Source organism: Staphylococcus piscifermentans, assembly GCF_900186985.1.
GTDB classification, from domain to species: domain Bacteria; phylum Bacillota; class Bacilli; order Staphylococcales; family Staphylococcaceae; genus Staphylococcus; species Staphylococcus piscifermentans.
Map to the genome: position 1 here is coordinate 1,616,813 of NZ_LT906447.1, position 23,969 is coordinate 1,640,781.

At 37.2% G+C, this 23,969-nt stretch carries 15 protein-coding genes and 1 riboswitch; of the genes, 3 read left to right on the top strand and 12 right to left on the bottom strand.

From position 1 onward, the window contains the following. Positions 1-73 precede the first annotated feature (73 nt). Entirely contained in the window at positions 74-598 is a 525-nt protein-coding gene (gene msrA, locus CKV71_RS07610) for a peptide-methionine (S)-S-oxide reductase MsrA (protein WP_095105419.1), read from the top strand. 46 nt (positions 599-644) lie between these two features. Here msrA and CKV71_RS07615 read toward each other — a convergent pair whose 3' ends face one another. From CKV71_RS07615 to parE, 10 genes are all read right to left on the bottom strand, one after another. Continuing rightward, complete coding sequence (locus tag CKV71_RS07615) at positions 645-1,538, bottom strand: homoserine O-acetyltransferase/O-succinyltransferase family protein (protein ID WP_095105420.1); 894 nt, start codon at positions 1,536-1,538, stop codon at positions 645-647. Between the two features lies 1 nt (position 1,539). Beyond that, entirely contained in the window at positions 1,540-2,820 is a 1,281-nt protein-coding gene (locus CKV71_RS07620; protein ID WP_095105421.1) for an O-acetylhomoserine aminocarboxypropyltransferase/cysteine synthase family protein, read from the bottom strand. Positions 2,821-2,880: 60 nt separating this feature from the next. Beyond that, positions 2,881-2,978, bottom strand: a riboswitch (SAM riboswitch). A gap of 174 nt (positions 2,979-3,152) precedes the next feature. Beyond that, complete coding sequence (mprF, locus tag CKV71_RS07625; RefSeq protein WP_095105422.1) at positions 3,153-5,678, bottom strand: bifunctional lysylphosphatidylglycerol flippase/synthetase MprF; 2,526 nt, start codon at positions 5,676-5,678, stop codon at positions 3,153-3,155. A gap of 175 nt (positions 5,679-5,853) precedes the next feature. Beyond that, positions 5,854-7,080, bottom strand: a complete 1,227-nt coding sequence (locus CKV71_RS07630) for an AI-2E family transporter (protein WP_186824432.1) — start codon at positions 7,078-7,080, stop codon at positions 5,854-5,856. Between the two features lie 191 nt (positions 7,081-7,271). Further along, complete coding sequence (gene ptsG / locus CKV71_RS07635; protein WP_095105425.1) at positions 7,272-9,350, bottom strand: glucose-specific PTS transporter subunit IIBC; 2,079 nt, start codon at positions 9,348-9,350, stop codon at positions 7,272-7,274. Between the two features lie 152 nt (positions 9,351-9,502). Next, a complete protein-coding gene (gene ptsG, locus CKV71_RS07640; RefSeq protein WP_095105426.1) occupies positions 9,503-11,530 on the bottom strand; it encodes a glucose-specific PTS transporter subunit IIBC in 2,028 nt (675 codons plus the stop codon). A gap of 122 nt (positions 11,531-11,652) precedes the next feature. Beyond that, positions 11,653-12,513, bottom strand: a complete 861-nt coding sequence (glcT, locus tag CKV71_RS07645) for a glucose PTS transporter transcription antiterminator GlcT (protein ID WP_095105427.1) — start codon at positions 12,511-12,513, stop codon at positions 11,653-11,655. Between the two features lie 422 nt (positions 12,514-12,935). After that, complete coding sequence (locus CKV71_RS07650) at positions 12,936-14,396, bottom strand: glutamine transporter AlsT (protein ID WP_095105429.1); 1,461 nt, start codon at positions 14,394-14,396, stop codon at positions 12,936-12,938. A gap of 289 nt (positions 14,397-14,685) precedes the next feature. Further along, the gene (gene parC / locus CKV71_RS07655) at positions 14,686-17,112 is read right to left on the bottom strand and encodes a DNA topoisomerase IV subunit A (RefSeq protein WP_095105432.1); all 2,427 of its coding nucleotides are present in this window, start codon (positions 17,110-17,112) and stop codon (positions 14,686-14,688) included. Next, positions 17,109-19,109: a DNA topoisomerase IV subunit B gene (gene parE, locus CKV71_RS07660; RefSeq protein ID WP_095105436.1), complete on the bottom strand. Its 2,001-nt coding sequence runs from the start codon at positions 19,107-19,109 to the stop codon at positions 17,109-17,111. Before parE ends, parC begins: the two co-directional genes overlap by 4 nt. Positions 19,110-19,399: 290 nt before the next feature. On the opposite strand from parE, the gene plsY reads away from it, so the two are divergent. Both plsY and CKV71_RS07670 read left to right on the top strand, forming a co-directional pair. After that, positions 19,400-20,008, top strand: a complete 609-nt coding sequence (plsY, locus tag CKV71_RS07665; protein WP_095105437.1) for a glycerol-3-phosphate 1-O-acyltransferase PlsY — start codon at positions 19,400-19,402, stop codon at positions 20,006-20,008. Between the two features lie 243 nt (positions 20,009-20,251). Further along, a complete protein-coding gene (locus tag CKV71_RS07670; protein WP_095105439.1) occupies positions 20,252-20,569 on the top strand; it encodes a HesB/YadR/YfhF family protein in 318 nt (105 codons plus the stop codon). Between the two features lie 53 nt (positions 20,570-20,622). On the opposite strand, the gene menI is transcribed toward CKV71_RS07670, so the two are convergent. Next, positions 20,623-21,084, bottom strand: coding sequence for a 1,4-dihydroxy-2-naphthoyl-CoA hydrolase MenI (gene menI, locus CKV71_RS07675; protein ID WP_095105441.1), 462 nt, complete (start codon positions 21,082-21,084; stop codon positions 20,623-20,625). A gap of 177 nt (positions 21,085-21,261) precedes the next feature. Further along, complete coding sequence (acnA, locus tag CKV71_RS07680; protein WP_095105442.1) at positions 21,262-23,967, bottom strand: aconitate hydratase AcnA; 2,706 nt, start codon at positions 23,965-23,967, stop codon at positions 21,262-21,264. Positions 23,968-23,969 lie beyond the last annotated feature (2 nt).

A 23,969-nucleotide genomic window follows, 5' to 3' on the forward strand; every position in this document is an offset into this window, starting at 1 on the left:
AATTTCCTTTTAAAAATCAAGTATTTTATGAACAAATAGTACTAAGGTCTCAGACAAAGAAAGGGTAGATAGCATGAATATCAACACTGCATACTTTGCAGGCGGATGTTTCTGGTGTATGACCAAGCCTTTTGATTCGTATGATGGTATTGAAAAAGTAACGTCAGGTTATATGGGTGGCACAGTAGAAAATCCGACTTATGAAGAAGTTAAAAAAGGAAATACAGGACATTTAGAAACGGTGAAAGTAGAATATGACGTTGCGCTATTTTCTTATCATAAATTATTAGAAATTTTCTTTTCTGTCATCGACCCTACTGATTCAGAGGGCCAATATCAAGATCGCGGTAATCAATACCGTACTGCTATCTTCTATACTAACGAAGATCAAAAAGAAACAGCAGAACAGTATATCGAGGAATTAAAATCTACTATTAATCATCATAAGGCGATTGCAACACAAGTATTGCCAGTATCTGAATTCTACAAAGCAGAAGACTATCACCAAGATTTTTACAAAAAGAATCCGGAACGTTTTGCTGAAGAAGAAGCACAACGCGAAGCAATCAAACAGCAAAAAAATGGTAAGCAGGACTAAACAATTAGTTCCGCTTACCATTTTTATATTTATAAACATTCTATTATCATCCTGAAATATTAATTTCATCATGATTCCATCTATTTTTTTCCATCATATCGGCCCAATTTTGGAAGAGTTGCTGAGCATAAGGAATCCAATAAGCAGGAAGTGGTGTGAGCGTTTCTCCTCGGAAATAATTCTTAGGTTTAGCAGCCGCTTCCCCATTCTTCTCACTATCCCTCTGATACTCATTCAACAACGTCTCTGGCTCATATTCAAAGTGGCCACCGATATATAAATCAGTCTGACCTTTATTAGAAATGAAATCCACTCCGGTATAAGGACTATAGGTAACCACATCTAAATCCGCTTCCTCCATCACCTCATAAGGATCCATGAAGGAACCGCGAGATTGCGGAATAATATATTCAGGAATCTCGCACAATACTGGATGGGCTTGCATAATATGATAACGGTAAATTCCCGTTAATTTTTCAGGAAACATTCTTTTGTGAATACCGTAACGATAATTCAAAGCAAATTGTGCACCCCAGCAAATAAATAGACGTTGTTTCACATGAGTTTCTGACCACTCATAGATAGACTTTAATTCCTCGATATAATCTACTTCAGAAAAATCAAGATGTTCAACAGGTGCTCCTGTCATAATTAAACCATCATAATAATGATCCTTGATATCATCAAATTCCTGATAATACTGCTCCGCATGCACATTTGAAGAAGTTCGGCTTTGATGAGTCACTGGATAGATAAAATCAATATTAATCGGATGATCCGTTTGTCCAAGCAATCGCAGCAGTTGTCTTTCTGCATCTTCTTTTACCGGCATTAAATTAACAATCAAGAGATTTAAACCATCGTTGATTCTGTGATTTGCAAAATCGATGTGCTCCTCTTGTAATATAGGCAGTATAGGAATTTTATTCGTAAATAACATGTTAAATCGCTTCTAATCCTTTTTCCAAGTCATTAATGATATCATCAATATGTTCAAGACCTACAGAAATACGAATAGTTTCAGGAGTAATGCCTGCAGTCAGTTGTTCCTCTGGAGTTAATTGAGCATGTGTCGTAGAAGCTGGATGAATCACTAATGATTTCGCATCGCCTACATTCGCAAGCAATGAGAATAATTCTAACGACTCGATAAATTTAATGCCTGCCTCATAACCGCCTTTAACACCGAAAGTGAAAATAGAACATGCACCTTTAGGAAGATATTTTTCTTTTAAGTCATAGTACTCACTAGAAGGAAGTCCTGCGTATTTCACCCATTCTACCTTGTCGTGATTATCTAAGAACTTAGCAACCTTTTCAGCATTTTCAACATGACGTTCCATTCTTAAAGATAACGTCTCTAATCCTTGGAGGAGTAAGAAAGCATTTAAAGGAGACAGACAAGCGCCTGTGTCACGTAACAACGTCGTTCTGATTTTGAATGCTAAAGCAGCTTCACCAAAGGCATCCGCAAATACTAAATCATGATAAGATGCATCAGGTTCAGTCAAACCAGGGAACTTGTCATTTTGTTTCCAATCGAAGTTGCCGCCATCTACTACGACGCCTCCCATAGATGTCCCATGTCCGCCAATAAATTTAGTAGCTGAATGTACTACGATATTCGCACCATGTTCTAAAGGTCTGAATAAATATGGAGAAGCAAAAGTATTATCCACGATTAATGGGATTCCCGCTTCATGCGCAATTTCTGCTAATTTCTCTACATCTTCTACATTACCTTCAGGATTACCGATTGTTTCAATATAAATAGCTTTAGTATTATCTTTAATGGCGTTTTTAACTTCATCAAAGTTTTTGCTGTCCACAATAGAAACATCAATACCGTACTTAGGCAAAGTATGACTGAATAAAGTATATGTACCGCCATATAAAGTAGAACTTGCTACAATGTAATCTCCTGCTTCAGCCACTGTTTGCACAGCATACGTAATAGCCGCCATACCAGAACCTACTGCTACCCCTGCAACGCCGCCTTCTAATTCCGCAACACGTGTTTCAAAGACTGCCACAGTTGGATTCGTTAAACGAGAATAAATATTACCTAATGCATTTAAACCAAATAAATCTGCCGCATGTTGCGTATCATCGAATGTAAAAGATGTCGTTTGATAAATCGGAACTGCTCTCGAATGCGAAGTAGGATCTACCACCTGTCCTGCGTGTAATTGCAATGTTTCAAATTTAAAATCGTTTGTCATGTTCTATTTCCCCCTTATTAACATAAAAAATAAGCCTACCTGAAAAGATAGACTTTAAATCTCTTATCTTTCAGGTCTTCACCTGCTGGAATTAGCACCTAACTTAAATAGGTTGCCTGGTATCGTCGGGCCAGTCCCTCCACCATTCTGGATAAGTTTTATATAATTTAATCAGAGTATAAAACTAATCTTTCCTCTTGTCAACAGACTATTCTCATTTTTCAGAAATTAATTTAGAATTCGCTTGTTGAAATACACTGACTTAGCGCGCTCTTAAAAATAAAAACCCGATTGCCGAGCTTTCAGACAATCAGGTTTCCTTTTTTCGTATTCTATTGTTTAGAACGAATGACACGCAGTACTTTCAACATATTCTGCCATAGTGAACTATGTCTAGAATACACTAAGTATCTCGGTTCCCAATGAGGTTTGAACTTTTCTTTGTATTGTCTTAATCCGCGGAAGCGATATAAATTGTTGAAGTTTTCGAATATGCGACCTGCGATACGTTCATTCAAATAAGAGAACTCTGTTTGTCCAACATTAGATAAGGTCGCCATTCCCATGTTGAATGCCTTATAATCGTGTTCTTGGCCCCATAACAGCAGATGGAGGTATAAACCATCCATCAATGGTAAATCAACGTCAGGGAGCCAACGGATAAGGTCTACAGAGAATGAATCATTATAATGCGTCGGCATTAAACTGCTGAAGGCAATAATTCTGCCGTCTTTTTCTTTTAAGATACCGACCGGTGCTTTAGAGATATAACTGTCTGTAAACTGGCCGACTGAAAAATGCATTTCATTTTTTCCATCCAGCCATGCATCACTGACATGTTTCAGTTGTTTCATCAATTCCGGTGAAAATGGCGGTTCTATAATTTCAAATTGAATCTCTTGATCAGCAATTTTATTCAAAGTCGCTCTAAAGCCTCTGCGTTTCTTACCTGAAGTCGTAAAGGTCGTTAAATCAATTACCGCTTCTTCCCCTAATTTAAAGAACTGATTACCGAAATCATGATACAACGGCATATAACGATCGCTCGCTTGATAGAAAATCACTTCATAGCCCATCTTCACTGCATAATCATAAATCGTCTCTAATAAATGGTGGAAACGTTCCGGATTACCGATAGGGTCTCCAAGTACAACTAAAGCATTGGATTTGTAGCGGTACATCACAAATGCTTCTTCAGATTCATCCATAAATACTTCTTTATCCCCACTATAGATAAGGTGGCTTAAATAGTTGCCGCCGTATTGCTGGATAATCTCTGTACAACGTTCGAAATCTGGTTGCGGACGTTCTTTAGAATACGCTTGTTCAAATAACCAGACAATAAATGCCACAAGGATAAAAATGACGAGTGCTGTCAACCATAAATAATAACGTAAGAGAGAATTATCTAATTCCATCTTGTATGCATCTAACGCATTCAACACTAATTTAATAATATAATGATTTAAAATCAGCATACCTGCACTGACAAAAAACATAGCGACAATATGACGCAGTCGAAGCGGGCGTTTCAAAATCGGTGTTTTATTGAATGAATAAACCAACAATGCGAAAAGAACTACAAGCCAAAACATCAGCAATACCGATGTATTCATATACAAGGTAATTGCAAAAATGATAATAATCGCGAATAACGCAAATAAAATGGCACGTCTGCTTTGTTTAAAAATCCCTCGTACATTTAACATTAAAATTAAACAAGCACTCGTATGAATCGTCACAATAATATAGTAAAACATGTGATTAGGATCATATAATCCATCATAAATAATCGATACATTATTTAATAAGAACATCAAGCTGGTAAAAGCGACTAAAATTCCTAAAGATAACGAGGGAATCTTAGAAACGACAGCCTTTTGATAAGAAAATAAGAAACTAGTGACTTCTTTTGCCGGTGTATAATATCTGGATTGTTCAATGTAGCGTCTGGCAGAAGTACCAAATTCAAAGATAGATAATATCATTGAAATAAGCAACGGTATAAAGTAATAAGCAAAACGATACATTAAGAGACCTAGCAATATCTTTTCTTCTGGTAAGCCTAGATGTTTCAAGCCTACTAAAATCACGACATCAAAGGCCCCGAATCCGCCAGGGATGAAACTGATCAAGCCTGCTATGGCAGCAATAATAAAGATACCAATCACTGAAGTATACGGCACATCTAAATGGACGACACGCAATGAAAAGTACAATACTGTACTAGCAGCAATCCATTCAACCGCTGAAACCATCGTAAGATAAACACCTGTTAACCGATGATTCTGTTGAACCGGCTTCTTGATGGTAAAAATGATAAATGCCGGTAAGAATAGTGCCACGACATACATCATAATATGTACAGCAGGATAGCGATATAACAAATGAGATGCATTGAAGATATGTGTGACTACCAAAATCGATAGGAAACTCAATCCTGTCAACATTGATAGCAAGACTAACGAAATGTAATGCATCAATGTCTTTGTATCTTTAGTATAATTTCTATAAACTGCCAAACGCATACCTGCGCCGATAAATCCACCAAATCCAATAATAGAATTCAAGGCATTTATAATATAACTAATTCTGAAGATCTTCCCTAATGGTATCGTCAACTTCAGTGTGCGAACCATTATAAAGTCATAAAAGCTGAGCAGTAAAATAGATGCGGCACCGATGGCAAACACACCTGTCAACTGTACCCTATTCAATTTTTCAAAGAGAATAAAAGCCTTTTTAAAATCCATGTGCGCAATTTCTCTATACAAAATAGTAGCTACAACGATAAATAAAACTGTAGCAAAAACGATTTTCGCTATGGTGAACAAGCGACCTTTTAATTCTTTTGACATTTTTTCACTCAATTCTTAATTGATATTTTTTAGTTATTCTTTAATTATTTAACTCATTAACCAGCAAATAATATCGACTTACTTAGTAAAAATATACCACAACCGTAAGCGATTCAAAACGTAAAAACAGACATAACCACCTAACAATAGTGTCATGCCTGTTTGATTGCTTGTATTAACGTACTTCGTTGTTAGGATTATCTTTCCATTCTTCATTCTCAACTTCATAAGGCTCTGAATCTTGTCCGTAATAGCGGTTATAGCGACGTTTGAAGATATCAAAGAGGTGCATCACTAGTACTTTTAAGACAGCATATCCTGGTATTGCTAAGATAACACCGACAATACCTAATAAATTTCCAGCACATAAAAGTACGAAAATAATCGTTAACGGATGTACTTTTAATGTTTTGCCCATGACATTTGGTGAAATAAAGTGTCCTTCAAAGAATTGTACCAAAGTCCACACAATTACGAGTTTCAATAACATAATCGGTGAAGTAATCAATGCCATGACAATCGCGGGTGAAATCGCAATGGTAGGCCCTAAATAAGGAACTACACTTGTTACTGCTGCGATACATGCAAGCACTAAACTGTAATCTAATCCGATAATCGAATATCCGATAAATAGCAGAATACCGATACATAATGATACAAACATTTGACCTTGAATGTAAGAACCAACCTGTAAGCTCATACTTTCAATTATTTCATGAAAGTCTTGACGGAATTTCGGCGGTACAATTCTAATTGCCATTTCTTTAAAGTGATGACCGTCTTTCAAGAAGAAGAAGAGTACAAAGGGTGTCGTAACTAAAACTACTCCGACATTAACAACCGCTTCCGCAAACGACATCACTTTTGTTCCGAAGCCATCAAAATAATCCGAAACCATACCAGGCACTTTTTTCGCAAATTTATCTAATTGGTCTTGAATCTGACCATAAAAGCTTGAGAACCCTGTGCCTCTCGACATGCTCGTCACTCGATCAACAATGTCATTAAATTTATCAACATAGCGCGGTACGTGATGACTGAATGTTTTGATTTGACCTCCAATAACCGGGATTAATAAGTTAACAATCAATGCAATGACTGCTACAGCGACACAATATAAGATGATAATTCCCCATAATCTTGGGATACGATAACGTTCCATAATGTTAATGATAGGATTAAAGAGATAAAAGAGAATTAATCCTAAAATAACCGGTGCGGCTATCGTATTAAAAATAATTACAAAAGGCTGGAATATGTAAGAGACTTTATCAAAAATAAAAATAGCGATACCGATAAGTATCAACATGACTAAGCCAAATAACAAATTCTTGCCCCCGATAAATTTCATAAAGCGCGTTTCGCTCAGTGAGAAACGCTGTGGCTTATCGTTATTTGCCATATTATTCACCATTCCTTGTGCTTAATTAAACATATTTTATCGCTTCTTTGTTAAAAAAGAAACTTATAATGCTAAAATACTTGTTTTACTTATATATTTTACCACTGCTATTCAAAAAGAAACCGTCAATTAAAAAGAGAGACTGGAAATTTTATTCATTTCCCAATCTCTCTTATCAAATTATATCTCTTCTAATGATTTACTAAAATTAACTTCTCACCTTGTTCTACTTTTCCCGAATGCAAGACTTCAATATTTGCGCTTCCTGTATTTGTAATAATTATCGGTGTGATAGTACTATCAGCATGTTCTTTGATATAATCTAAATCTACTTTCATTAATGGTTGACCTAAAATAATCGGTTCATTTTCTTGCACTAAGATTTCAAATCCTTCTCCCTCTAATTTAACAGTTTCTAAACCAAAATGAATCAGGAGTTCGATTCCATCTTTAGATTCTAAACCAAGCGCATGTTTTGTCGGAAAGACCATTTTGACTGTGCCGTCAAACGGTGCTACGACTTCTCCTGTTTCTGGTTTGATTGCGATTCCGTCGCCCATCATTTTTTCAGAGAAGACTTTATCAGGCACTTCACTTAAAGCCACCGCTTCTCCAGTAATCGGCGCATAAACCAAAGCACCGCCTTCAGCGACAATCTCAGCTGTCTCAAGATCACCATCCTCAGTAACCGTAGTTTCGGCTGGAGAGGATATAGTTCCATCCATAATTTGCTGCATATCATGTTTAATTTGATCAGATTTCGGTCCGAAAATCGCTTGCATGTTATTACCGACTTCCAGCACGCCTGAAGCACCGAGTTGTTTTAATTTTTCCACATCAACCAATTCTTTATCTCTGACTTCTACACGTAAACGCGTAATACAAGCATCTAAATGTTTAATGTTCTCTTTATGACCCATCGCTGCTAAAACTTCAAATGGCAATTCACTGACAGAAACGTCTTTATTCTCAACTTCTTTATCTTCACGCCCAGGTGTTTTCAAGTTTAACTTTTTAATTAAGAATGTAAATAAGAAGTAATAAATAAAGGCATACGCAATACCGACTGGAATGACTAATAAGGCATTAGAACGATCCCAAGATAGCAATCCGTAAAGAATGTAGTCGATAAAGCCGCCTGAGAAAGTCATACCGATTTGAACGTGTAATAAGTGCATAATTAAGAATGAAGTACCTGCTAAAATTACATGTACCACGTAAAGAATCGGCGCTACAAATAGGAATGAGAATTCTAAAGGCTCAGTGATACCTGTTAAAAATGCAGTCAAGGCTGCAGATAGCATCAAACCGCCAACCACTTTACGGCGTTCAGGTTTAGCCTGACGATAAATTGCAAAGGCTGCTGCAGGCAAACCAAACATCATAAATGGATATTTACCTGTTGTAAAAGCACCTGAAGTAAATGGTACACCCTCTTGATATTGTGCCATCCAGATACGTTGGTCTCCACGAACGAGATTGCCCGCTTCGTTGACATAGTGTCCGAACTCAAACCAGAATGGTGCATAGAAAATGTGGTGTAAGCCGAAAGGAATCAACGCACGTTCGATAACTCCGAAGATAAAGGTTGTCAGTGCTAAGTTTTTACCTAACAAGAAATTAGATAAAGCGTTCAAACCCTCTTGTACTGGCGGCCAAACAAAGCTCAATACAATCCCTGTTAAGATTGCCACAAGTGAAGTAATAATCGGCACGAATCTCTTACCTGCAAAGAATCCTAAAAATTGAGGGAGCTGGATATTGTAAAATTTGTTATAGCACCAAGCTGCTAATCCCCCGATAATAATCCCCCCGAAAACTCCCGTTTGTAGTGTTGGTATACCTAAAATCAATGCATGCGCAGGATCTTTAGCAGATTGTCCTAATGTTTTGGCACCTTCTGCATATGAATAAATGTCATCAATAGTGATGCCTGCAACCTTGCCCATTGTCGCACTCATAATCAAATAACCGACCAAAGCAGCAATACCTGCTACGCCATCACCGCCCGCTAAACCTAAAGCTGTACCCATTGCAAAGAGTAAAGGCAAATTATCAAAAATCACTTGTCCGGATACTTCCATAATTTGACTGATAAGCTGAATCACATGATGCTCCATCCATGGCGCAAAATGTAAAATTTGTTCATTATGCATCGCATTACCAAATGCTAATAAAATACCAGCGGCTGGCAAAATTGCAACTGGCAGCATTAATGCCTTCCCGATACGTTGTAATTGACCGAAAAATATTTTCAATAGATTTTTCATTGTCTCCTCCTAAGATGTATATTCTAAAAAAACACGAACAAGAAAACTAGAGAATCTAGATTCCTGTTCGTGTCGGTAATCCTTCACAAGTAAAGACATGTGTAGTTTTTAGCCGTATATATTATGAAGTGCGAAAGGTATTTTTCAGTGAATTATTTTACTAAAATCACTTTGTCGCCTTGTTTCACTTCACCATGTTGCAATACTTCCATTGCACGGCCATTTAAATTTGTCACCACAATTGGTGTAATTGTACTATCTGCATGTTCTTTGATGTAATCTAAATCTACTTTCATTAATGGTTGTCCTAAGACAATATTTTCATTTTCTTTCACAAGAATATCAAAGCCTTGACCTTCTAGTTTAACTGTTTCTAAACCAAAGTGAATCAGTAGTTCGATTCCATCTTTAGATTCTAAACCAATCGCATGCTTTGTCGGGAAGACCATTTTAACTACTCCGTCAAACGGCGCTACGACTTCACCTGTTTCTGGTTTGATTGCGATTCCGTCACCCATCATTTTTTCAGAGAAGACTTTATCAGGCACTTCTGTGATATCGACTACTTCACCTTTAATCGGTGCATAAACAACGCCACCGCCTGCTGCAGCGATTTCTGCTGTTTCTTTATCGCCTTCTTCAGTGACTGTTGTTTCTTCTGGAGACGTAATCTTACCATCCATAATTTGCTGCATATCATGTTTAATTTGATCGGATTTCGGTCCGAAAATTGCTTGCATGTTATTGCCGACTTCAAGTACTCCTGAAGCACCTAAGTCTTTCAACTCTTCAACGTCTACTTTAGCTTTATCGTTAACCTCAACACGCAATCTCGTGATACAAGCGTCTAAATGTTTGATATTTTCTTTGCCGCCCATTGCATCTAATACTTTAAAAGGCAATTCGCTGGCTGCAACATTTGATGATTTCACTTCTTTATCTTCGCGTCCAGGTGTTTTGAAGTTGAATTTAACGATAAGGAAGCGGAAGATAATATAGTAAATCGCTGCATAAACCAATCCTACAGGGATAACCATCCACCAGTGTGTCTTATTCGGCAAGATGCCTAGTAAGAAGAAGTCGATGAAACCACCTGAGAAGGTGTAACCGAGATGCAGATCTAATAAGTATAAAATTAAGAATGATAATCCATCTAAGACAGCATGGATAAAGAATAATAAAGGTGCTACGAATAAGAATGAGAATTCTAATGGTTCAGTAATACCTGTTAAGAATGAAGTCAAAGCCCCTGATAACATCAAACCTGCAACAACTTTTTTATTCTCTTTCTTAGCGGTTTGGTAAATAGCTAAGGCTGCTGCTGGCAAACCGAACATCATTACTGGGAATTCACCTTGCATGAATTTACCTGATGTTAAAGGTACATTATCACGTATTTGTTCGATAAAGATACGTTGGTCCCCATGAATAATTTGTCCTGCTGCATTTTTATATGATCCGAATTCAAACCAGAACGGTGCATGGAAAATATGGTGCAGACCGAATGGAATTAATAAACGTTTAATGAAACCAAATAAGAATACGGCAAGACCTGTATTAGAAGCTAATAATCCTTCACTAAATGCATTTAATCCCCCTTGGATTGACGGCCAAATAATCGCCATCGGGAAAGCTAAAATAAACGAACAAGTTGCCATCATAATCGGTACGAAGCGTTTACCTGCAAAGAACCCTAAATAACTTGGCAACGAAATGTTATAGAACTTGTTATAACACCATGCTGCCAATGCACCGATGATGATACCGCCGAACACGCCTGTTTGCAGTGTTGGAATACCTAATACATTCGCAAATCCTGTTGCAGCATCTGCTGCTTTTTCAGGTGTTACTCCTAAGAACATGCCCATTGTTTTATTTAAAACAATAAAACCGACAAATGCTGCAATGGCTGCAACACCATCACCGGATGCTAAACCAATTGCTACACCGAGTGCAAAGATAATCGCTAAATTATCAAAGATAATTCCGCCGGCTCCTTCCATCATTTTGGCAACATTTTGAAAACCATCTGCTTGAATGAATGGCAATAGATGTTGTAAAGCGTCACCTTGAAAAGCGTTTCCTAAAGCAAGCAATAAACCTGCTGCTGGCAAGATTGCAACTGGAAGCATTAATGCTTTACCAATACGTTGCAGCTGACCGAAAAACTTTTTCCACATAAAAGTTTCCTCCCAAATATTAAATTGTAAATATCAAGAATAGATTCAACAGCACAAAAAAAGGCATGAGCAAAAAAGTCGGTATCCTTTCCAACTTTATCACTCATGCCTAATCGAATTAGTTACACGTGCATATTCTCTTCATTTTGCTGCGTGAAATGATAAATATGTAGCGTTAAATAAATCAGTTCTGCTTCATATACATCCACGTCCAGATGCTGCTGCATCATTTTAATGATTTTAACAGCTATATTATAGCATAGCGGATAATGCGCTTTCAACATGTTTCCGAATTCATCTTTTACTTGAATAACTTCACCCTTTTGAAGCCGTCTGATTAAAAATTGAATATGTCGAATAAAGCGTTGATACTGAATCGATGCTGTATCTATTCGGCATTTCAAATCATGTTCCATAATTAAAACACTTTTATTAATAATTTCATTGGTCAGTCGTACTTCATGCAATGATAAGTCATCTTTACTGCTGGCAATATGCAAAGCAATAAAACCAATTTCATCTTCTGGGAAGTCAATATCCAAGAGACGATTCAAGTGTTCAATCACTCTCTCTGCAATTGCATAAGATTCAGAGTATAACTGTTTGGTTTCGATTAAGAATGGATTCTTAATAAATTGCTGCTGTTGAATACGTTTATAAGCAAAGATAATGTGATCAGTCAAAGCAACCATCAAATCCTCATCTGCCACAGAATGATCTGCATGAGTAATGATATCCATTGCTTCAATAATCGTTTGGAGCACCTTATCATCAGCGATTTCTACTAAAGCCTTGTAATGATCTTGTTCTTTCTTTTGTTCTAATTTATAAACTTTATCTATCATTGCTGAATCTGAAAGTTTCATTCCGCGCTTTTTATTGAACCCAATACCTCTGCCGATCAGAACAACTTCATGATGATCTTCGTCTGTGCAGATAATGACGTTATTATTCAGTGTTTTCTCTATGACGTAGTTGCTCATGCTAACCACCTTTTCTTAATTCCTACTCTGTCTATGAGTATATATCTTGTATGCCTTTAAGCAGATATAGTTAATATTAGTGTCCATTTTACCACATATTATTCTTAGTATGAGAGAGCAATTCATACAATTCTGTATAAAAAGAGAGCAGAACAGAAATAACATTTTAAAATTATTTCGTCGTTCTGCCCCGGCCAAGCTAACTAGAGGGAGCGAGACAGAAATAAAATTGTTTCAAATTATTTCGTCGTCTCGCCCCGACAAAGCTAACTAGAATAGAAAAAAGCTTGGAACAAGCGCATTTTCTATTCAGATAGCTACTGTCAGCTTGGAACAAGCGCATTTTCTATTCAGATAGCTACTGTCAGTTCAAAGAACAAAGAGTAGGACATTATTATGTCCCACCCTCGAATAGTTAATCATTATTTACGTGTTAATTGTTTAGCAGGATCTCCCCAACATTCAATACCGAATAAATTTATTTCTAAGTTTTCCGGTTTAAAGATTGGTTTCTTACCTTCTTTACGTTGTTTAAAGTAATCTTTCATGACAGCAAGTGCAATATTAGATAATCCAATGATAGCAATCAAGTTGACAATTGCCATCAATCCCATAAACACGTCTGCTGTACTCCACACAGTTTCTGTTTTGATAACTGCACCGAAGAATACAAGCACAACGACTAAACATCTGAAAATAAATAAAACTGTCTTATTGTAAGACAAGAATTCAATATTAGATTGGCCGTAATAATAGTTACCGATAACAGATGAGAACGCAAATAATGTAATCGCTACTGTTAAGAAGATACCGCCGGCACTGCCTAAGTGTTCATTCAATGCAGATTGTGTTACAGCCACGCCTTGTGGTGCATTGTCTCCAAATTTCAAACCGCCGTATAATAAGATTACAATCGCTGTTGATGTACACACTAAGATAGTATCGAAGAATACTCCTAATGATTGCAATAAACCTTGTTTTACTGGGTGCGGAACCGCTGCAGTTGCGGCCGCGTTAGGCGCTGACCCCATACCAGCTTCGTTAGAGAATAAACCACGTTTAATCCCTTGTAATACAGCTGCACCGACTGCTCCGCCTGTAGCTTGTTCCACCCCAAAGGCATTTTTGAAGATAGTCGCAAGCATCGGAATAATTTGATCATAATTCATAATTAAAATAACAAATACTACGCCGATATAAATGATTGCCATAATCGGTACGATGATTGATGACAACGTTGCGATACTGCGCACACCGCCGAAGATAATAATACCTGTTAAAATAGCTAACACAATACCTGTAATAACAGGACTGATATGATATTGCGTATTTAAAGATTCAGCAATTGTATTTGCTTGTACAGTATTAAAGACGAAGGCAAAGGTTACAGTAATCAGTATGGCAAAGACTACACCTAACCATTTTTGGTTAAGACCTTTAGTAATATAGTACGCAGGTCCACCACGATAACCGCCATCTTTATCCGGCACTTTGTAAACTTGTGCAAGTACTGCTTCTACAAAGGCACTGGCTGCACCGATTGATGCAATAATCCACATCCAAAAAACTGCACCAGGGCCACCAAGAACAATTGCGGTTGCGACACCTGCAATGTTTCCTGTTCCTACACGAGAACCTGCACTGATTGCAAAAGCTTGGAAAGGAGAAATACCTTTTTCACCATTATCCAAGGTTTCAGGTTTTTCAACTAAGGCACGCAACATCTCTCTGAAAGATGTAAATTGGATAAACTTAGAACTGATTGTAAAGAAAATCCCAGCAGTTAATAATAAGCCGATCAAGTATTGTGACCAAATTAAATCATTTCCAACACTGATAAAAGCTTTAAACCAGCCAGGGATTAAACTATCAAAGTCTTTCAATGTTAAAACCTCATATTCTTTTTAAATTTATGTAAAACGTTACACATAGAATTTGAAATTCGAGTCTCATTACAAGACTGAAATTTCTGTTTCATTTTTCTTCTAAATCAAAAAAATAGCAAGTGGTGCAATTCTGCAAGAGAATATTTACCGCTTGTTATTTGGTTAATCTATTTTCCATTCTATCATCTTACAATAACCCTGACTATATTTTTTTGAAAAGTAGAGAATTTCACTAATGATAAAAAGCTATTTGAATAGAAATTCATCTACTCAAATAGCCTTTAATTTATGCTTCTTCAGAAGAATCAGCTGTAGAGATTGAAAGTGCATTCACTTCGCCAAATTCATCTGTATCGACTACAAATGAACCGTTAGTATATTGTTCAGTAAGATGAATGTCACTTACTTTTCCAGAAAAGCTGTCTTTATTAGAATAAAGTGTATAGATACTTTCTGGATTAGTGATAACTTCAGCGCCTACAATACGGTGCGGCTTCGATTTCAATTCTTTCAACAGTTTGATACCGCGTTGTGCGCGTTTCGCTTCCGCCAACACTTTGAAACCGATGCGTTTAACAGCACCGCGTTGCGTTGCCATCAGAATAGTATCCTCAGGTTGAATGAGCTGTGTCATTTCGACAATGTCTTCATCTTTCAAATTGATAGATTTAACGCCAGCTGCACGCAGACCTGTACTTGATAATTCATCTGTAGAATAAGTAAGAGACATGCCTGTATGTGTCACAATCGTTATCAATTGATCTTGCTCGATACGCATGACATTAATCATCTTGTCGTCATCTTTTAATTTCATCGCAATCAATGGTTTATTAAAACGTGAAGTTTTGAAGAGTTCTAACTCACTTTTCTTAATCATACCGTTTTGAGTAGCCATAATATAATCGACCTTTTGCTTGAAGTCTGGTTCAGTAAAGACATCGATTACATATTCATCATTTTCAATCGGTACGAGTTGCGAAACATGCTGTCCTAAATCTTTCCACTTAATATCTGCTAGCTTATGCACTGGAAGATAGAGGTAGCGTCCTTTATTTGTAAAGACTAATGCAATATGCTGAGTATTTGTTTCAATATAACGCAATAACGCATCGCCGTCTTTCAAGCCGACTTCTTCTACCCGATTAGCGTTAAAGCTGCGAATAGAAGTACGTTTGATGTATCCATCACGTGATAAACTTAAAATGGTTTCTTCACTTGGCACAATCACTTCTTTTGAAATTTTAATTTCGGCGATTTCCGCTTCAATACGTGACAAACGCTCGGTTTTAAAGCGTGTGCGAATTTCTTTCAATTCATCTTTAATCACGTTCAATAAGGCATCGTGGTTATCCAAGATATTACGTAAGCCTTTAATTTTTTCTTCTAACTCACTATGTTCCTTTTCTAAAGCCACAATATCCGTATTCGTTAAACGATATAATTGCAATGTCACAATAGCTTCAGCTTGTTCTTCCGTAAAATCAAATTCAGCTACTAAATTATCTTTGGCATCTTTTTTGTTTTTAGAACCACGGATAATTGCAATGACTTCATCTAACACAGATAAAGCTTTCATTAGCCCTTCCACAATATGCATACGTTTTTCAGCATGGAACAAGTCATAGCGTGTACGTTTAGTTACTACATCAATTTGATGATTCAAATAGCTATCGATAATTTCGCGAATTCCCATTAATTTAGGACGTCCATCACTGATGGCTACCATATTGAAGTTATAAGAAATCTGCAAGTCTGTATTTTTGTACAAGAAATTCAATATCGCTTCACTATTTACATCTTTTTTCAATTCAATCGCAATACGCAAACCTGTTCTATCAGTTTCATCACGTACTTCCATAATACCGTCGACACGTTTATCAGCACGCAATTCATCGATTTTTTTCACAAGTGAACTTTTATTCACTTCATAAGGAATTTCACTCACAATCAATTCTTGACGACCGCTTCTCAACGTCTCAGTTTCCACTGTCGAGCGTACTACAATGCGACCTTTGCCTGTTTCATAAGCTTTCTTGATTCCATCTCTGCCTTGAATAATACCGCCAGTCGGGAAATCCGGCCCTTTAATATATTTCATCAATTGACTGACTGTAATATCAGGATTGTCGATATATTTCAAAGTTGCTTGAATCACTTCACCTAAATTATGAGGCGGAATATCTGTCGCATACCCTGCAGAAATACCAGTAGACCCATTAATCAATAGGTTCGGGAATCTAGCAGGCAATACCATAGGTTCCGTTGTCGTATCGTCATAGTTCGGTACAAATGGCACGGTATCTTTATTAATATCTCGTAATAATTCTTCAGATAACTGGCTTAATTTAGCCTCTGTATAACGCATTGCAGCTGGTGGATCGTTATCAATACTACCGTTGTTCCCATGCATTTCAATTAAGACATGTCGCAATTTCCATTCTTGACTCAGACGCACCATTGCATCATAAACAGAAGTGTCGCCATGAGGATGGAATTGACCGATAACATCCCCGACTGTTTTAGCACTTTTTCTGAAGTTTTTATCATAAGTGTTTCCGCTATCATACATTGCATACAGAATACGACGTTGTACAGGTTTTAAACCGTCACGCACATCCGGCAGCGCACGTTCTTGAATGATGTATTTACTGTATCTGCCGAAGCGGTCACCAATTACATCTTCTAACGAAAGGTCCTGGATGATTTCACTCAATTTGCTTCCTCCTCATCATATTCCTCTTGATCTAAGATTTGGATTTCATCATTTTCCAAAATACTTTGATCTTCTTGAAGACCGAATTCAACATGACGTTCAATCCATTCACGTCTTGGAGCTACTTTATCACCCATTAAAGTTGTAACACGTTTAGATGAACGTACTTCGTCTTCTACTTGTACTCTGATTAACGTTCTTGTTTCCGGATTCATCGTAGTTTCCCATAATTGATCGGGGTTCATTTCCCCTAAACCTTTATAACGTTGTAAACTGAATCCTTTACCAAGTTGTTTTTGTAATTTGTCTAATTCTTCATCGGTCCAAGCATATTCGACTTTTTTGGATTTACCTTTACCTTTTTCCAATTTATACAATGGAGGTAAGGCGATAAATACACGACCTGCTTGTACTAGTGGTTTCATATATTTGAAGAAGAAAGTTAACAGCAATACTTGGATGTGAGCGCCATCTGTATCGGCATCGGTCATAATAATAACGCGATTATAGTTGCTGTCTTCTAATTTGAATTCATTTCCGACACCTGCACCGATTGTATGAATAATTGTGTTGATTTCTTCATTTTTGAAAATGTCTTCCAAGCGTGCTTTTTCAGTGTTGATCACTTTACCACGTAATGGCAAAATCGCTTGATATTTACGGTCACGGCCTAACTTAGCTGAACCGCCGGCAGAGTCGCCCTCTACAAGATACAATTCTTTCTTCTCAGTATTTTTACTTTGAGCGGGCGTCAACTTACCAGATAGCAAGGTATCTTTACGTTTATTCTTCTTGCCTGTACGTGCATCTTCACGCGCTTTGCGAGCAGCCTCACGTGCTTGTTGTGCTTTCACAGCTTTTTTAACCAACGATTTAGAAAGTTGGCCTTTTTCTTCTAAATAGTAAGGTAGTTTTTCAGTGATTACTGAATCGACTGCACTTCTAGCTTCTGCAGTTCCTAACTTAGATTTCGTTTGCCCTTCGAATTGCAGCAATTCTTCAGGAATACGTACAGAAATAATCGCTGTTAAGCCTTCCCGGATATCGTTTCCGTCCAAATTCTTATCTTTCGCTTTCAGTTCACCAATTCGACGTGCGTAATCATTGAAGACACGAGTCATGGCTGTTTTGAAACCGACTTCGTGTGTTCCGCCATCTTTGGTACGTACGTTATTTACAAAACTCAAGATACTTTCAGAGTATTGATCATTGTATTGGAAGGCTACATCTACTTCAATACCGTGCGATTCGCCAGAGAATGTTGAGACGTCATGCAAGACTTCTTTACCTTCGTTGACGTAGCTTACAAATTCTTTAATTCCTTCTTCATAATGATAGATTTCTTCGCGCTCTTTTCCAGCACGTAAATCTGTTAAAGTGATTTTTAAATCTTTTAAAAGGAATGCGGACTCTTGCAAGCGTTCGCTTAATGTATCAAAGTTGAAGGCTGTTGTAGATTTAAAGATTTCAGGGTCTGGTTTAAAAGTGACTTTTGTCCCTTTTTTGCGTGTTTTGCCTTTTTTCTCTAATCCTGTTGCAGGCAATCCGCCTTTATTAAATTTCTGTTCATAAATATATCCATCTCGATAGATTTCCACATCCAGCCATTCGCTGAGCGCATTCACTACTGATGCACCTACACCATGCAAACCACCAGAAGTTTTATAGCCGCCTTGACCGAATTTACCACCAGCATGCAAAATAGTAAAAATAACTTCCACGGTCGGTTTGCCGGACTTGTGAATACCTGTCGGCATACCTCGGCCATTATCCTCGATGGTGATACTATCATCTTTATTGATAGTGACTTGAATTTCATTGCCGAAACCGTTTAATACTTCATCGACTGAGTTATCAACGATTTCATATACTAAATGGTGCAAACCGCGTTTATCGGTTGACCCTATATACATTCCTGGTCTTTTGCGGACTGCTTCTAATCCTTCAAGAACTTGAATTGAATCGTCCGAATAGTTTTGTCGTTTATTTGTTGCCAATCGATTCTTCGCCTCCTACAAACATACGTTCGTTTATAAAACATTACAATAAACATTCTTACTTAAAATCTGCTAAATTGCAAGCCAGAAATTATTTTTCCTGACATCTCATTTTGAACGCTTTCAAAATTATTTTCTTGCTTTACTTCATCTATTACTTTACTATTCAAGTGTCTTTACTATCTTTAAACATGTAAAAATGGATAGAAAAAATTCATCCTCAGGGCGTCAATCTCTATCTTATCTATGGTAAAATAACGTTATCATCAACAAAGGATGTGTCATGCAAAATGATGATTGTACTTATGCTTCTGCTCGCCTACCTTGTAGGGTCATTTCCGAGCGGAGTTATCATCGGAAAATTGTTCTTCAAGAAAGACATCAGACAATTTGGAAGCGGCAATACAGGCGCTACGAACAGTTTTCGTGTTCTAGGGCGACCCGCAGGTTTTGTCGTCACATTTTTAGATATATTTAAAGGTTTTATTGTGGTGTTTTTCCCACTATGGTTCCCGGTGCATCCGACAGGTCCAATCAGTGAATTCTTTACACACGGCTTAATTGTCGGTGTATTTGCGATTATCGGCCATGTTTATCCGATTTTCTTGAAATTTCAAGGCGGTAAAGCGGTAGCTACAAGTGCTGGGGTCGTATTAGGGGTTGCCCCAATATTATTATTAATATTAGCAGCTATCTTTTTCCTCACACTTTATTTAACAAAGTATGTATCTTTATCAAGTATAGTTGCAGCGATTTGTTGTGTCATTGGTTCATTGATTATCCATGACTATATATTGCTTGGTGTAAGTATCATTGTAGCAGTTCTCTTGATATTAAGACATCGCACTAACATTGTACGTATCTTTAAAGGTGAGGAACCTAAAATTAAATGGATGTAAACGAAAACAATCGGCTGGGACATTAATTTGTTCTAGCCTTTATTTTATGAGTTGGCAGAATCATAATGCTGTCCCACTTTCTTTAACTCAATGTGAAGAAAATTTGAGTTCTAAGTAAATTTTTTTCAAAAAAATCGAGATTTCATGTTAAATTACACCCCAAAACGGTTATAACTCATAATATAAATCATCTTAAAATAAATGATTTATAAATATCCGGTAATAATGAGAGGAGTTTTTACCATGGAATTCAAACTTACAGACAATGCAGTGAAATGGTTCAAAGATGAATTTGAATTACCGCAATCCGACAAAGCTATCCAATTTTTCGTACGCTACGGTGGCGAAAATCAATTAAAACAAGGTTTCAGTCCCGCGTTTAATATTGATAATAAATCAGATCAAGCCGTAGAAATTGGATTTGAACAAGACTTCGATGGCGTCGATGTCATTATTGCCGAAAAAGACTTATGGTACTTCGCTGGTGAAGATTTGGTTATTGATGTTGGCCAGCATGATGAAATTGAATTTGTACACAATAATGCTTCTCAAGCATCTTAATATAAAGACAGAATGAACGCGCAGTTGCTTCTCAGCTGCGCGTTTTTTTCATACTATTCAATGCCGTTAGTAACCTCAAATGTTTCTCCGGCTCTATTTCTTTTTTCGACTTCTTGATAAGTTTCATGCCAATCTGGGAAGTGGCGATCTAAACGAATCGGAGTACGCTTATCTCTAGTCATACAAATAATTTCAGTCGAACCTTTAGTTACAATCTCGTCTTGTTCATTCAATATCTCATAACAATATAATGAACGGATACGTGAATAACGTTCTACCCAAGTTTTAACTCTTACTTTTTCCGGATAAGTAACAGGTTTAATATATTTGATATTCAAATCAGTTACAGGAGAAATAATGCCGCGTTCTTCCATATCTGCATAATTAAAGCCTAATTTATAAATATAATCTGTACGTGCAACTTCGAACCATGTCGCATAGTTCCCATGATAAATAAATCCCATCTTATCAGTTTCTTGATATCTTGAATCGATTTCAGTGATACTGTATATCATATTTTTACCACGCTTTCTTTTTTCCTTTGCATAAAATATCATATCACAAATAAAAGAGCGAGCGGGAATGAAATAACATGAGTTACCGTTATTTCGTCGCTCTCCTTCAAAAAAACAAGGGATGGAACAACTTAATGTCCCACCCCTTCAATTTATTCAAAACACATATTTGTTAACTTAAGCATTTTGTAATTTTTTACGTAATACTAATTGTAAGATACCACCATGACGATAGTAATCTAATTCAACAAGTGAGTCGAAACGAGCGATAGCTTCGAATTCTACAACTTCACCTGATTCTTTTTTCGCTGTTACTTTAACTTTGTCATGTGGTTTTACATTCTCATCAATATCAACAGAAATTTCTTCTCTGCCATCTAATCCTAAGCTGTCAGCTGATTCGCCGTCTAGGAATTGTAATGGAAGTACACCCATCATAACTAAGTTTGAGCGGTGGATACGTTCGTAACTTTGAGCGATAACTGTTTTAACACCTAAAAGGTTTGTACCTTTAGCTGCCCAGTCACGTGAAGATCCCATACCATAGTCATTACCTGCTAATACAACTAAGCCAGTACCGTCTTCTTTGTATTTCATTGCAGCGTCATAAATCGGCATCACTTCATCAGTTGGCCAATAAGTTGTGAAGCCACCTTCTGTACCAGGAGCTAATTGGTTTTTAATACGGATATTTGCGAATGTACCCCGAACCATAACTTCATGGTTACCACGTCTTGAACCATAAGAGTTGAACTCTCTGATTGGTACATCGTTATCTTGCAAGTATTTACCTGCAGGAGTATCTTTACCAATTGCACCAGCTGGTGAAATATGGTCAGTAGTTACTGAATCGCCGAATTTACCCATAACACGTAAGTTTTTCAATGGTTCAATTGTACCAGGTTCTTTAGATAAACCTTGGAAGAATGTTGGATTTTGAATGTAAGTTGATTTAGGATCGAAGTCATATAATGGCTCGTCAGTCACATCAATTTCATTCCACATTTCATTGTTAGTGTAGACATCTGCATATTCTTCACGGAATAATTCAGGTGTAACCGCACTATCAACTGCATCTGCAACTTCTTTGATTGAAGGCCAGATATCTTTCAAGTAAACATCGTTACCATCTTTATCCTTACCTAAAGAATCGTGTTGAAGATCAATATCCACTGTACCTGCTAAAGCATAAGCCACAACTAATGGTGGTGATGCTAAGTAGTTACCTTTTACTAATGGGTGAATACGTCCTTCAAAGTTACGGTTACCTGATAATACAGAAGTTACTAATAAATCTTCTCCTGAAATTGCTTTCTCGATTTCTGGTAAAAGTGGACCAGAGTTACCGATACAAGTTGTACAACCATAACCTACTAAGTTGAAACCTAATTCATCAAGATATTCTTGTAAACCAGAATCAGCTAAGTAACCTGTTACAACTTTTGAACCTGGCGCTAATGAAGTTTTCACGAACTCAGGAACTTTCAAGCCTTTTTCAACAGCATTTTTAGCTACTAAACCTGCACCTAACATAACGTAAGGGTTAGATGTGTTAGTACATGATGTAATTGCAGCGATTGCAATATCACCTGTAGTCATTTCAGCAGTTCTGCCGTCTTCAAATTCAATTTTCGCTTTTTTATCGAATTCTGATTCATCATAACCAAAGCCTTGGTTACCTGCTGGAGCAGTTACAGATTTTTCGAATGATTCTTTCATGTCGCCTAATTTAATCAAGTCTTGTGGACGTTTAGGACCTGATAAAGAAGGTTCAACTGTAGATAAGTCTAACTCAACAACATCTGTGTATGATGGATCTTCTTTTGATACATCAAAGAACATATGGTTTTGTTTCAAGTATTCTTCAACAAGTTCAATTTGTTCTTCAGAACGGCCAGTTAAACGTAAATATTTAAGTGATTCTTCGTCTACTGGGAAGAAACCACATGTTGCACCGTATTCAGGCGCCATGTTAGCAATTGTAGCACGGTCTGCTAATGGAAGGTGTTGTACACCAGGACCGAAGAATTCAACGAACTTACCTACAACGCCTTTTTTACGCAATTCTTCTGTTACACGTAACGCTAAGTCAGTTGCTGTCGCACCTTGCGGCAATGCATTTGTCAAACGTACGCCGATAACTTCTGGAATTGGGAAGTATGAAGGTTGTCCAAGCATTCCTGCTTCAGCTTCGATACCGCCAACACCCCAGCCAAGAACGCCAAGACCGTTGATCATTGTAGTATGTGAGTCTGTACCTACTAATGTATCAGGGAAAGCTACTGTTTCGCCGTCTACGTCTCTAGCGTGTACAACATTTGCTAAGTACTCTAAGTTTACTTGGTGAACGATACCAGTTGCTGGTGGTACTGCATTGTAGTTATCAAATGCTTTAGTAGCCCAGTTCAAGAATTGATAACGTTCATAGTTACGATGAAATTCTAATTTCATGTTACGTTGCAATGCTTCTGGATTAGCATAGCTGTCAACTTGTACAGAGTGGTCAATTACTAAATCAACTGGAACTTCCGGATTGATTTTGTCGATATCCCCACCAACATCATCCATTGCTTTACGTAGTGATGCTAAGTCTACTACTGCCGGAACACCAGTGAAGTCTTGTAAAATTACGCGTGAAGGTTTGAATGGTACTTCGCCTTCTCCGCCATTACCAAATTTAGATAACCCTTCGATATGCTCGTCAGTTATAACAAAACCATCTTCTTGACGTAAAACTGATTCTAATAATACTCGGATTGAGTATGGCAGTTTGTTGATGTTTGTTAAACCTTGTTCTTCTAATGCTTGCAAATCATAATAAGTGTACGTTTTTCCGTTAAGAGAAAACGTTTTCTTTGCCTGCTCTTTTAAGTTAGAAGACATGT